Annotated in this window: 10 protein-coding genes; 8 read left to right on the top strand and 2 right to left on the bottom strand. The window is 70.3% G+C overall.

From position 1 onward, the window contains the following. A partial coding sequence (gene hrpA, locus ACI3KX_RS14075) for an ATP-dependent RNA helicase HrpA (RefSeq protein WP_404910128.1) occupies window positions 1–2899 on the bottom strand: 2899 nt, incomplete at its 3' end. A gap of 105 nt (window positions 2900–3004) precedes the next feature. On the opposite strand from hrpA, the gene ACI3KX_RS14070 reads away from it, so the two are divergent. The 8 genes from ACI3KX_RS14070 (at window position 3005) to ACI3KX_RS14035 (ending at window position 11021) form a co-directional block, all read left to right on the top strand. Then, window positions 3005–3826, top strand: a complete 822-nt coding sequence (locus ACI3KX_RS14070; RefSeq protein ID WP_404910127.1) for a CPBP family intramembrane glutamic endopeptidase — start codon at window positions 3005–3007, stop codon at window positions 3824–3826. Then, a complete protein-coding gene (locus tag ACI3KX_RS14065) occupies window positions 3823–4485 on the top strand; it encodes a hypothetical protein (protein WP_363353053.1) in 663 nt (220 codons plus the stop codon). Before ACI3KX_RS14070 ends, ACI3KX_RS14065 begins: the two co-directional genes overlap by 4 nt. Beyond that, a complete protein-coding gene (locus ACI3KX_RS14060; RefSeq protein WP_194413531.1) occupies window positions 4482–4778 on the top strand; it encodes a transcriptional regulator in 297 nt (98 codons plus the stop codon). Before ACI3KX_RS14065 ends, ACI3KX_RS14060 begins: the two co-directional genes overlap by 4 nt. Beyond that, window positions 4775–5710, top strand: a complete 936-nt coding sequence (locus ACI3KX_RS14055) for an ABC transporter ATP-binding protein (protein WP_404910126.1) — start codon at window positions 4775–4777, stop codon at window positions 5708–5710. The genes ACI3KX_RS14060 and ACI3KX_RS14055 overlap by 4 nt, the downstream gene beginning before the upstream one ends. Further along, on the top strand, window positions 5707–6507 hold the full coding sequence (locus tag ACI3KX_RS14050) for an ABC transporter permease (RefSeq protein ID WP_404910125.1): 801 nt from the start codon (window positions 5707–5709) through the stop codon (window positions 6505–6507). The genes ACI3KX_RS14055 and ACI3KX_RS14050 overlap by 4 nt, the downstream gene beginning before the upstream one ends. Window positions 6508–7691: 1184 nt before the next feature. Further along, window positions 7692–8309, top strand: a complete 618-nt coding sequence (locus tag ACI3KX_RS14045) for an ArsR/SmtB family transcription factor (protein ID WP_404910124.1) — start codon at window positions 7692–7694, stop codon at window positions 8307–8309. Next, entirely contained in the window at window positions 8306–9142 is an 837-nt protein-coding gene (locus ACI3KX_RS14040; RefSeq protein ID WP_404910123.1) for an aldo/keto reductase, read from the top strand. Before ACI3KX_RS14045 ends, ACI3KX_RS14040 begins: the two co-directional genes overlap by 4 nt. A gap of 28 nt (window positions 9143–9170) precedes the next feature. Then, window positions 9171–11021, top strand: coding sequence for a thioredoxin domain-containing protein (locus tag ACI3KX_RS14035; RefSeq protein ID WP_404910122.1), 1851 nt, complete (start codon window positions 9171–9173; stop codon window positions 11019–11021). Window positions 11022–11034: 13 nt separating this feature from the next. Here ACI3KX_RS14035 and ACI3KX_RS14030 read toward each other — a convergent pair whose 3' ends face one another. Further along, the gene (locus ACI3KX_RS14030) at window positions 11035–12648 is read right to left on the bottom strand and encodes a dolichyl-phosphate-mannose--protein mannosyltransferase (protein WP_404910121.1); all 1614 of its coding nucleotides are present in this window, start codon (window positions 12646–12648) and stop codon (window positions 11035–11037) included. Window positions 12649–12670 lie beyond the last annotated feature (22 nt).

Genomic DNA, 12670 nt, shown 5'->3' with positions numbered 1-12670 from the left:
GCCCCGAGGCGCACGCCGGACTGCCGCCGGTGGGGTTGCGCGCGGCGAGCGCCTCGCGCAACCCCACCGGCGGCAGTCCGGCGTGCGCCTCGGGGCCCTGCCCGGCGAGGTCGGCCGAGAAGGTGGCCGCCCAGTCCGCGGCGGGCACGACGTGGCGGCGGATGGACTTGGGCAGCGACCGCAGCAGCGCCGTGATGAGCTCGTCGCGCATGCCCGGCACCTGCCAGTCGAACCCGTCCGGCCGCAGCTGGGCCAGCAGTGCGAGCGGCACGACCGCCGTCACGCCGTCGTCGGCGGCGCCCGGTTCGAAGCGATACGCGAGCGAGAGCACCTGGTCGCCCTGCGTCCACCGCGCCGGGAAGTCCCGCTCGTCGCCGCGGGACGCCTCGTCGACCAGGTCCGCCTCGGTCATGTCGAGCAGGCGGGGCGTGCGGACCGAGGCCTCCCGCCACCAGGCCTCGAAGGAGCGCGCGTCGAAGACGTCACGGGGGATCCGCGCGTCGTAGAAGCGGTAGACGGCCTCGTCGCCCACCAGGATGTCGCGGCGCCGCTCGCGCTCCTCGATCTTCTCGAGGCGGCGGCGCAGCTCGAGGTTGCGCCGCTCGAAGGCGGTCAGCCTCTTGTCGCCCTTCGACGAGCTCAGGGACCCAGGGGGGTCCCACTCGCCCTCGACCAGCGCGTGGCGCAGGAACAGCTCGCGCGCGAACGGCCGGTCGAACCGGGCGAGCTGCACGCGCCGCTTCGGCACGATCTCGAGCCCGAACAGCGTGACCTTCTCATACGCGGATGCCGCCCCCGACGCCTTAGACCAGTGCGGCTCGCTCAGCGACCGCTTGGCGAGGTCGCCCGCGAGCGGCTCGGCCCACTCCGGATCGATCGCCGCGACCGTGCGCGCGAACAGCCGGCTGGTCTCGACGACCTCGGCGGCCATCACCGCGCTCGGGCGCTTCTTCTTGAGGCCGGAGCCCGGGAAGATCGCGAAGCGCGTGCCGCGCGAGCCCACGTACTCGGCGCCGCGGCGCTGCTCGGCGCGCTCCGAGCGCTCGCCCGATCGGCCTCGTGACGCGGTGCTCGTCGTGCGCTCGTCGAGGATCCCGAGCTGCGACAGCAGGCCCGAGAGGATCGCTTTGTGGACCTCGTCGGCGTCGGCGGCGCCCGTTTCGTCTCGCTTCGCTCGCTCAACGACCGAGGAGCGGGGTGCGTTCACGAGGGTGCTCAGCTGCCGATGCACATCGGCCCACTCCCGCACGCGCACGTAGTTGAGGTACTCGGCGCGGCACAGCCGCCGGAACGCGCTCGAGCCGAGCTCGGACTGCTTCTCCCGCAGGTGGTTCCACAGGTTGAGGAGGCTGAGGAAGTCGCTGGACGGGTCGGTGAATCGCGCATGCAGGCGATCCGCCTCCTCCCGACGGTCCTCGGGCCGCTCCCGCACGTCCTGGATCGACAGCCCAGCGACGATCGCCAGCACGTCGCGCAGGACGCCGGTGCGGCGGGCCTCGACGAGCATGCGGGCGAAGCGCGGGTCGATCGGCAGCCGCGCGATCTCGCGCCCGAGGTCGGTGAGCGTCGGGTGGCGTCTCGTCTCGCTCGTTCCTGGCTCGCTCAACGACCGATCCGTCACGGCGCCGAGTTCGACGAGCAGGTCGAACGCCGCCTTCACCCCACGGGAGTCGGGTGGGGTGAGGAACGGGAACGACGAGATGTCGCCGAACCCGAGCGACAGCATCTGCAGGATCACCGAGGCCAGGCTCGTGCGCAGGATCTCGGGCTCGGTGAACTCGGGACGGGTGTCGAAGTCCTCCTCCGAGTAGAGCCGGATCGCGATGCCGTCGCTGGTGCGCCCCGCGCGGCCGGAGCGCTGCTGCGCGGATGCCTGCGACACGGCTTCGATGGGCAGGCGCTGCACCTTGCTGCGGTTGCTGTACCGCGAGATGCGGGCCGAACCGGTGTCGACGACATACCGGATGCCCGGCACCGTGAGGCTCGTCTCGGCCACGTTCGTCGCGAGGATCACGCGGCGACGGACGCCGGCGACATGCGACCTCTCGAAAACCCGGTGCTGCTCGGCCGCCGACAGCCGCCCGTACAGTGGCAGGACTTCGGTGGGCGCGGCATCCTTCGCGTACATCCCGCGCACGGCGTCCGCGGCGTCGCGGATCTCGGCCTCGCCGGGCAGGAACACCAGGACGTCGCCCGCGGGCTCCCGGTCGAGCTCGCGCAGCGCCGAGGTGATGCCGTCGACGTCGTCGGGCGTCTCGTCTCGCTCGTTCCTCGCTCGCTCGACGACCGGCGCCGGCGGACGGTAGCGGATCTCGACCGGGTAGGTGCGTCCCGATACCTCGATGATGGGCGCGGGCGTGCCGTCGGCCTTCGCGAAGTGCTCGGCGAAGCTCAGCGGGTCGATCGTCGCGCTGGTGATGACGACCTTGAGATCGGGGCGCTTCGGCAGGATCCGTCGCAGGTAGCCCAGCAGGAAGTCGACGTTGAGCGAGCGCTCGTGCGCCTCGTCGACGATGATCATGTCGTACCGGCGCAGCAGCCGGTCGCGGTGGATCTCGTTGAGCAGGATGCCGTCGGTCAGGAGCGCGATCCGCGTGTCCTCCGACACCTTGTCGGTGAATCTCACCTTGTAGCCGACGGTGGAGCCGAGGGGCACCTGGAGCTCCTCGGCGATGCGCTCGGCGATGGTCCGGGCCGCGATCCGGCGTGGCTGCGTGTGGGCGATGCGCGTGCGGCCCAGCTCCAGCGCGATCTTCGGCAGCTGCGTCGTCTTGCCGGAGCCGGTGGCGCCCGCGATGATGACGACCTGATGGTCGCGGATCGCGCGCGCGATCTCGTCCCGCGCGGCGCTGACGGGGAGCTCCGGTGGGTACGCGATGACGGGTTCGGGCACGGACATAGCCTTCGATCGTATCCCGTGTGGCGGCGTGCTCCGCCTGCAGGGTCGTCGGGTCGAGCCGCGCAGGGTCTTGATCGGCAAACAACTTTGCGGTACAAAGTTCTCATGACCACCTCGTCGCGCACTCTCGCGCCGCCGCCCCCGTCCGGGCGACGCTCCGATCGCGGCGCGCTCGCCTGGGGCATCGGGCTGCCGGCTCTGCGCGTGCTGCTCGTCGCCGCGGCCTGCACGCTCGCATGGCTGCTGCTGACCGCGTGGGCGGGGCCGGCGGTCTTTCCGCCGCCGCCTCTCGTGGCCGCTGTGGCGATGCTGCCGGTCAACGTCGTGTGTCTGCTGGTGGTGGTGCGCCGCCTCCGAGCCTCCGGCACGAGCGCCGCCGCGCTGATCGGCTACCGGCGCGGGCGCCTCGGCCGCGACATCCTGTGGGGTCTGCTGTGGCTGACCGTGCTGTACGTGCCGTTCGTGCTGACCATCATGCTCGTCATGTGGGCGCTGCACGGCGCCGGCATGTTCACGGCGTTCGAGACCGTCTTCTTCGATCCGGAAGCGATTCCGCCGCTGTCTCCGGGTGTCGCGGCGGTGCTCGCGGTCGTCGCCGTCCTGACGTTCGCGCCGTTGAACGCGCCGACGGAGGAGCTCGTCTATCGAGGGTCGGCGCAGCGGGATCTCGGGAGCCGGATGCCGCTGCCCGCCGCGATCCTCATCTCGGCGGCGTTCTTCGGCCTGCAGCACGTCTGGTACGCGCCCACGCCCGACGCCGTCGTCGTCTACGCCAGCGCCTTCTTCGTCTGGGGCATCGGCTCCGGCATCATCGCGTGGCGCCAAGGGCGGCTGCTGCCGCTGATCATAGCCCACGGTCTGGTGAACCTGCTGTCGACGCTTCCCGCGCTCGCCGTGCCTTTCTTCCTCGCGGACGGAGTCCGATGAACATCCCCGGCACCACTGACCCTTCCGATCCGGCCGACGACGACGCGCCCCGCGACGCCGCCGCGATGCTGGATCTCGTCCGCAGCCAGCAGGACCGCGTCACCCGGCAGCTCGCGGCCGAGGTGCCGCTCATCCTGCTCGTGTGGGGGATCGCCTGGTTCGTGGGGTTCGGGCTGCTGTGGCTCATCGACGGGGCTGAGCCCGCCGTCAGTGTGCCGCTGCCGGTGGCGGTCACTGTCTTCATCGTGCTGATGGCCGGGGCTCTCGGCGCGACGGCGATCCTCGGCATCCGCAGCGGTCGCGGCATCCGGGCATCTGCGGAAGCGGCGTTCACCGGGGCGGTGTACGGCTGGAGCTGGACAATCGCGTTCGTCGCGATGTTCGTCTTCGGCACCGCGCTCGTCCAGAACGGGATGCCGCCCGATCTCGCGAACATCTACTACCCGACCGCGTCGACGCTGCTGGTGGGGCTCCTCTACTTCGTCGGCGGCGGGATCTGGCACGCGAAGCCGCTGCTGTGGCTCGGCGGCTGGATCGTGGTCGTCGCCCTGGTCGCGCCGTTCTTCGGGTATCCGACGCACTACCTCGTCTTCTCGATCGCGGGCGGCGGCGTCTTCCTCGTCGGCGCCCTCGTCGCCTGGCTGTGGATCCGCCGATGACCGAGCTCGATCCCGTGATCCACGCCGCTGCGCGCCTGCGGATCACCGCGACGCTCGCGACGCTGGACCCCGGCGAGAGCATCGCGTTCCCGCGCCTGCAGGAACTGCTCGACATGACCGCCGGAAACCTCTCGACGCACGTCCGCAAGCTCGAGGACGCCGGCTACGTCGCGGTCGAGAAGACGCATCGCGGGCGCACACCCGTCACCTATCTCGCGCTGACGAAGCAGGGCCGCCGCGCGTTCGAGGACTACACCGACGCCCTGCGCTCCGTACTGGGGGAACGGCCATGACCATCGCTGAGTTCGTGCACGTCACACGTCGCTACGGTGACCTCGTCGCCGTCGACGACGTCACCCTCGGGATCGATCCCGGTGTCATCGTCGGGCTGCTCGGTCCGAACGGGGCGGGAAAGACCACCCTCCTCTCCCTCCTGCAGGGCCTGCGCCGGCCGACCTCCGGACGCGTGAAGATGTTCGGCGGCGATCCGTCCGATCCGCGCAACCGCCGGCTGCTCGGGACGACGCCGCAGGAGACGGCGCTGCCCGACACGCTGCGCGTCGGCGAGGTGATCGACTACGTCGGCGGCCACTTCGCCGATCGGGCGCCGACAGCGGAGCTGGCGGCGGAGTTCGGCCTCGACGAGGTGCTGCGGCGACAGTGCGGGTCGCTCTCGGGCGGTCAGAAACGGCGTGTCGCGGTCGCCCTCGCCTTCGTCGGGCGACCTCGTCTGGTGCTGCTGGATGAGCCGACCACCGGTCTCGACGTCGATGCCCGCCGCACGCTGTGGGCAGCCATCCGGCGCCAGCATGAGGCGGGTGCGACGGTAGTCGTCACGAGCCATTACCTCGAAGAGATCGAGGCACTCGCCCAGCGTGTCGTGGTGATGGGGGAGGGCCGCGTGCTCGCCGATGACACCGTCGCGAGTGTTGTGGGCCGCGTCGGCGTGAGTCGGGTGGAGCTCACGATCGACGATGCCGATGGGGTCGCCGCGCTTCCCGGCGTCGTGCGCCATCAGCAGGCGGACGGCATCGAGGTGCTGACCGTGAGGGATGCCGATGCCTTCATCCGTGCGCTGGTGCAGAGCGGCGCCGACTTCCGCGATCTCGCCGTGCGCGGTGCGACGCTCGAAGAGGCGTTCCTCGCTCTCACGGAAGCCGCCGGCTCGGCCATGGCGCACTCCGCCCCGGGATCGCCGACCTCCTCACGGAAGGACCTGTCATGACCACCACCGCACGTGTGCCCGCGGCATCCCTGCCGGCATCCGTCCCCTCGACGATGCGGCTGACGGCGCTGCATGCGAAGTACGGGCTCATCGAGACGTTCCGCGTGCCCATCGCCGTCATCGGAACCGTCGTCTTCCCCGCGCTCGCGCTGCTCTTCTTCGTGGTGCCGCAGCGTGCGGTGGCCGAGAACCCGCTGTACGCGACGCAGGCGGTGATCTCGCTCTGCGTGTTCGCGGTGATGTCGAACGCGCTGTTCTCGTTCGGCCTGACGATCTCGGAGAACCGCGAGAAGCCGTGGGATCCGTACCTTCGCACGCTGCCCGCACCCGGCATCGCACGGGTGCTGGCGCAGATCCTCTCGACCGGTGCCCTCGGACTCGTGGCGATCCTGCCTGTGGTGCTCGTCGGCGGCTTCTTCACCGCTGCCACGGCGCCGCCGGTCCGCATTCTGGCGGGCATTCTCGCGCTCGCGATATCGGCGGTGCCGTTCATGCTGATCGGCACCGCGATCGGGTATGCGCTGCCGTTCAAGGCGGCGATCGCCGTCATCCAGATCGTCATGTTCTCGCTCGCGTTCATCGGCGGGCTGTTCCTCCCGCCGATACTCTTCGCCGACTGGTTGAACGAGATCTCGAAGTTCACCCCGTCGCGCCAGGCCCGCGAGTTCGTCATCTGGGCCGTCGAAGGTGGACCCCTCGACTGGTGGGTGTGGGTCGGCATCCTGGTCTGGACCGCTGTCATGCTCTTCGTCTCGCTGGCGCTCTACCGGCGCGACGAGGGCAAGCGCTACCGCTGAGGAGCCGGGAGCGGTGCTCCGTTGAGCCGTTCGGGCGGTCCATGCCGTTCGGGCGGTCCATGCCGTTCGGGCGGTCCATGCCATTCGGGCTGCGGTGCCGTTCCAGCCGCCCGCCATTGCGGGGCGCGATGGCGGCCGAAGTGCCGGGAACCGAATCTTCCGTGCGCCGTCTCTGGGTCCACCGGAACGAACCTTCCGAAAACCCCGATGAACTTCCGGCTCACACGGCTCCGATGAACTTCCGGCTCACACGGCTCCGATGAACTTCCGGCTCACACGGCTCCGGTGAACTTCCGGTGCACACGGCTCCAGTGAAATTCGGGGTCAACGGATCCAATGAACTTCCGGCTCACACGGCTCCGATGAACTTCCGGCTCACACGGCTCCAGTGAACTTCGGGGTCACCGGATCCAATGAACTTCCGGCTCACACGGCTCCGATGAACTTCGGGGTCACCGGTTCGGTGAACTTCGGGGTCACCGGATCCAATGAACTTCCGGCTCACACGGCTCCGATGAACTTCCGGCTCACACGGCTCCAGTGAACTTCGGGGTCACCGGATCCAATGAACTTCCGGCTCACACGGCTCCAGTGAACTTCGGGGGCACCGGATCCAATGAACTTCCGGCTCACACGGCTCCAGTGAACTTCGGGGGCACCGGATCCAATGAACTTCCGGGTCACACGGCTTCAGTGAACTTCGGGGTCAACGGGTTCAACGAACGGCCGGTTCATGCGGGACCGATGAAATTCCGGTTCACGCGGGTCGACGGACTTCGCGTCGAATGGCGTCGGGCTTGAGGTCCACCCGGATCCCCGGAACACGCTGTCGGCGACGGTCCGGGCTGACGCATGAGCGACGGCGTCGCAATGGCCTCATTTCCGAGGCGTCGTCGACACACGCGGCGGATACGTGGGTCGCCGTCGACCCTCGTCTCCCAGGCCCCTGTCGCTCGAATTGTCGGCGGAGACCCGGCCGGGGGTGGGGTGTGTGAACCGGAAGTTCATCGAGGCATTGTGAACCGGAAGTTCATCGGCGAAAAAGACATGGTGTCGCCCGATGGGGCGCTGTGTGTTGACTGCGAACGTCGGCCGCTTCCTCCCCAGCAGGAGCGCGGGCGATCCTTCGCACCGATCGGGCGCTCGCGATGAACGACACGACGCGTCCGGCTTAGCGTCGGTGCATGGACCCCTTCGAAGCCCTCGCGGAACCCGTGCGGCGACGGATCATCGAGATACTGGCGAGCGGCGAGCACACGTCGGGCCAGTTGGCCGATGTCATCGGGTTCGAGTTCCGCATCAGCCGCACCGCCGTGTCGAAGCACCTGCGGCTGCTGCGCAACGCTGAGTACGTCGACGTGCGGGCGGACGAGAACTGGCGCTCGTACCGGCTGAAACCCTCGGGCTTCGTGACGCTGGAGAACACGGTAGCCGGCCTGAAGCTGAAGATGGCGAGCGCGATCGGGTGGGATGCCGACGCCGGTCAGCAGCGCGACCCGCTGGCGGTGCTCCCGGTCTACCCCGCCGTCCCCTTCCGCGGACCGGGAAGGGCGCTCAAGCGCGGTCATCGCGGTCGGCAGACGGCATTCGAGCCGCACGCATCTCCGGATGACATCGCTCCGGTGCCGCCGATGATCGACCTCTCTCTACCGCCCGCATTGCGCGCGGCCGACGCAGCCGGCGACGACGAAGAAGACGACGACCTCGACGCTGGCCACGTCGAGCACCTCGGCAGCGCTCACGTCGGCCACACCGAACCTACCGACCCCGCCGACCCGCGCCCGCCTAGGCTGGGAGCATGACAGTTCCCACCGTGACCCTCAACGACGGCAACACCATCCCGCAGCTCGGCTACGGCGTCTTCAAGGTGCCGCCGGCCGATACCGAGCGGGCCGTCACCGAGGCGCTCGAGGTCGGCTACCGTCACATCGACACGGCCGCGATCTACGGCAACGAAGAGGGCGTGGGCGCGGCGATCGCGGCGAGCGGCATCGCGCGCGACGAGCTGTTCATCACGACGAAGCTGTGGAACGACCGCCACGACGGCGACGAGCCGAACGCGGCGATCGCCGAGAGCCTCGACCGACTCGGCCTGGAGCAGGTCGACCTGTACCTCGTCCACTGGCCGACTCCCGCCCGCGACAACTACCTGCACGCCTGGGAGAAGCTCATCGAGCTGCGCAGCGCCGGGTTCACCCGCAGCATCGGCGTCTCGAACCACCTCGTGCCGCACCTCGAGAAGATCGTCTCGGCCACGGGTGTGGCGCCGGCGGTGAACCAGATCGAGCTGCACCCCGCCTATCAGCAGCGCGACGTCACCGGCTGGGCGGCGGCGCACGACGTGAGGATCGAGTCGTGGGGCCCGCTCGGACAGGGCAAGTACGACCTGTTCGGCGCCGCGCCGGTGGCGGCCGCCGCCGAGGCGCACGGCAGGACTCCGGCGCAGGCCGTGCTCCGCTGGCACCTGCAGAAGGGCTTCATCGTCTTCCCGAAGTCGGTGCGCCGGGAGCGTCTCGAGGAGAACCTCGACGTCTTCGGCTTCGAGCTCACCGCCGACGAGATGGCGGCGATCGACGCGATGGACCCCGGCGACGGCACCGGCCGCGTCAGCGCGCACCCCGACGAGCTGAACTGACCGCTCGCGAGCGGGAGGAGCGGATGCCGTGAACCCACGCCTCGCGGATGCGACGAGCCCGTACCTGAGAGCCCACGCGGGCAACCCGGTCGCGTGGTTCCCGTGGGGCGAGGAGGCGTTCGCCGAGGCTCGGCGGCGCGACGTGCCGGTCATGGTGTCGATCGGCTACTCGACGTGCCACTGGTGCCATGTGATGGCACGGGAGTCCTTCGAGGATGCCGCGACCGCCGCAGACCTCGACGCCGGCTTCGTGTCGATCAAGGTCGACCGCGAGGAGCACCCCGAGGTCGACGCGGCGTACATGGCAGCGGCATCCGCGTTCAGCCCGAGCCTCGGGTGGCCGCTCACCGTGTTCGCCACACCCGACGGACGCCCGTTCTACGCCGGCACGTACTTCCCGCCCGAGCCCCGAGCGGGGATCCCCGCCTTCCGGCAGGTGCTCGCCGCCGTACAGGAGGCATGGACCGAACGACGCGATCAGATCGACGAGACCGCGGATGCCGTCGCCGGCGCTCTCGCGGAGGTGCGGGCGGCCGCGCCGGCCGCCGACGCCGTCGTTCCCACCGCCGAGGAACTCGCGCGCGCCGCGCACGCACTCGCCGCCCGCGAGGATCCGCGTCACGGCGGATTCGGCGATCCCGGCTCGAACGCGCCCAAGTTCCCTGTGGCGACGGCGCTGCGGTTCCTGCAGACCCGCATCGTGCGCGAGCAGGCGGCTGCGGCCTCCGGCGTCGCCGATCGCGCGCTCGCCGCCATGGCCTCGTCGCCGCTGCGCGACCCCGTCGAAGGCGGATTCTTCCGCTACGCCACGCGCCCCGACTGGACCGTGCCACACTACGAGCGCATGCTGACCGACAACGCCCAGCTCCTCGACGTGGCCATGGAGGCGTCACCGGCCCGGCACGATGTCGCGCGCGGCGTCGCGGGATTCCTCGTCGACGTGCTGCAGCAGCCGAGCGGCGGGTTCGGCGCCGCACAGGACTCGGAATCCTGGATCGACGGTGCGCGCAGCGAGGGGGGCTACTACGCCCGCGACGCCGCCGGCCGCGCCCCGCTCGAGCCGCCCGCGGTGGACGGCAAGGTCGTCAGCGGCTGGAACGGCCTGGCGATCGGCGCTCTCGCCCGCGCCGGGGTCCGCCTCGGCGAGGCGTCCTGGATCGAGGCAGCACGCTGGGCCGCCGACGCCGTCCTCGAGTCCAACGTCACCGCCGGCGGCCGGCTGCTGCGGGCATCGCTCGACGAAGTGCCGTCGCGCGCCCACGCGACCGTCGCCGACCACGGCCAGCTCGCGTCCGGGCTCCTGGCCTTGGCGGTCGGCACCGGCGAGACTGCCTATGCGGTGCGCGCCCGCGAGCTCGTCGACGCCTGCGTGCAACCCGACGGTCGCATCATGGTGCCCGGCGGGGGAGACCCGGTGCTCACCCGGCAGGGGATCGGAGCACCGGATGCCGCCTCCGACGCCGATGAGCCCTCCGGTACCGCAGCGCTCGCGGAGGCCGCCGCGGTGCTCTGGGTGCTGGGCGCGGGAGAGCAGTACCGATCCGTCGCCGAGCGTCTGGTCGCGACACATGCGTCGGCCGCGCTCGCCCAGCCGCTCGCGTACGGCGCCCTGCTGCGTGTCGCCACCACTCTCGCCGCGGCCCCGCGGCAGGTCGTGGTCGTGACGGACGACACCGGAGCGGCGATCGCGAGCGCGGCTCGCGGCATCCGTGCCGACGTCGTGAGCATCGTGTCGCCCGCGCAGGCGACCGCCTGGGCCGACGCCGGCTTCGGGCTGTTCGCCGACAAGGCCGTGCGCGACGGGCTGCCGACCGCCTACGACTGCCGCGACTTCGCGTGCCGGCTGCCGGTCACCGATCCGGCCGGGCTGCAGCTCTGAGCGGCGCGAAGGGTCAGATCCAGCTGCTGAGCCACATGTGCAGGTGCCAGAAGTCGTACGGCACGTTCGCCGCCGCGATGATCGGGTACCAGAACGCCGACAGCGCCACAGCGACCCCGAGGAACACGAGCACCAGGCGCTGGCCGGTGAGCCGGCGGTACGAGTCGGCCGTCGGCGACCCGGCGATGTCCTTGAGTGCGAAGGTGAGCGCCAGGAGCATGAACGGCAGGATGAGCACCGTGTAGAACTGGAACACCGTGCGCTCGGGCAGGAACAGCCAGGGCACGTAGGTGACGACCACACCGGTGAGCACGAGCGCGTAGCGCCAGTCGCGCACCACCACGAAGCGGTACACCAGGTACAGGACCGCAGCCACCCCGGCGTACCAGACGAGCGGATTCGGCATCGTCGAGATCACTTCGACGCAGCCGTTCGAGGCGCCGCAGCCGTTCACGCCGAGCGCATCGTGGTGGTAGTAGACACCGGTCGGGCGCATCAGCAGCGGCCACTGCCACGCCGGGCTCGCGTAGGCGTGACCCGAGGTGATGCCCGCCGTGGAGGTGTACATCGCGACGTGATAGAGCCACAGGCTCTCGAGCGGATTGCTTCCGGCGTGGCGGTCGTATCCGCCGTCGGTGACCAGCCAGCCGGTCCACGACGCGACGTACACGAGCACGGCGACAGGGACGAACAGCAGGAAGGTCACGAGACCCTGGCGCACGGCATCCGTCGGCCAGAAGAGCACACCTGCGCGGCGACGCGCGAGCGCATCTGTCACCACGAGGTAGACGCCGAGCCCGGCGAGCACCCACGCGCCGGACCACTTCACGGCGCTCGCCGCGCCGAGCGCCGCACCCGCCGCGATGACCCACGGCCGGTTCCAGAGCACCGGCCCCCACGACGGAGCCTCGTCGCCGTCGAACCGCGCCGCCACGGACTCGGCGATCCGCGTCATCGTGCGCTCCCGATCGCGCAGCAGGAAGAAGAAGGCGAGCAGCACGAAGAACGTCAGGGAGGTGTCGAGCAGCGCGACGCGGCTCATCGAGATCGCGAGGCCGTCCACCGCCATGAGCAGGCCCGCCACCACCGCGAAGGTGGTCGATCGCGTCAGGCGCTTGGCGATCAGCATCAGCAGGAGCACGGAGGCGATGCCGAGGAGCGCGGTCGTGATCCGCCACCCCCACCCCGACTCGGGGCCGAGCACCATCATGCCCAGCGCGATAATCCACTTGCCGAGCGGCGGGTGCACGACGAACGACGGGTCCGTCGAGAAGACGTTCACATCGCCCGACAGGAACCGCTCGTTGGCGCCGCCCGGCCAGGATCCCTCGTATCCGAGGTTGAGCAGAGTCCACGCGTCCTTGACGTAGTACGTCTCGTCGAACTGGTTCATCAGGTCGTGCGCGGCGGCGAGGTTCCACAGCCGCAGGACGGCGGCGATAACGAGCACGATCGCCGGTCCGAGCCAGGCGTAGAGGCGCCGGGCGCGCGCATCCCGGCTCAGGCGGCGTGCGAAGCGGTCGTACAGGCTCGGACGTGCCGGCGGAATGAGGGGTGCGGCGGGCTGGTCGGCACTGTGCTGGTCCACACTGGGCTGGTCGACCGCGGGCCGTGGGGCATCCGTCACCCGGCAAGTTTAGGCTGAGGGC

The organism is Microbacterium sp. ZW CA_36 (genome assembly GCF_044987475.1).
In the GTDB taxonomy this organism is placed as follows: Bacteria; Actinomycetota; Actinomycetes; order Actinomycetales; family Microbacteriaceae; genus Microbacterium.
The sequence above is the reverse complement of the archived record's forward strand: the minus strand, read 5'-3'. Positions and strand labels throughout refer to the sequence as shown.

Bases quoted from the DNA above. Each gene is read 5' to 3' on its own strand.
- ACI3KX_RS14065 (WP_363353053.1), top strand. From the start codon at position 3,823: ATGAACATCCCCGGCACCACTGACCCTTCCGATCCGGCCGACGACGAC.
- ACI3KX_RS14040 (WP_404910123.1), top strand. From the start codon at position 8,306: ATGACAGTTCCCACCGTGACCCTCAACGACGGCAACACCATCCCGCAG.
- ACI3KX_RS14060 (WP_194413531.1), top strand. From the start codon at position 4,482: ATGACCGAGCTCGATCCCGTGATCCACGCCGCTGCGCGCCTGCGGATC.
- ACI3KX_RS14070 (WP_404910127.1), top strand. From the start codon at position 3,005: ATGACCACCTCGTCGCGCACTCTCGCGCCGCCGCCCCCGTCCGGGCGA.
- ACI3KX_RS14050 (WP_404910125.1), top strand. From the start codon at position 5,707: ATGACCACCACCGCACGTGTGCCCGCGGCATCCCTGCCGGCATCCGTC.
- ACI3KX_RS14045 (WP_404910124.1), top strand. From the start codon at position 7,692: ATGGACCCCTTCGAAGCCCTCGCGGAACCCGTGCGGCGACGGATCATC.
- ACI3KX_RS14055 (WP_404910126.1), top strand. From the start codon at position 4,775: ATGACCATCGCTGAGTTCGTGCACGTCACACGTCGCTACGGTGACCTC.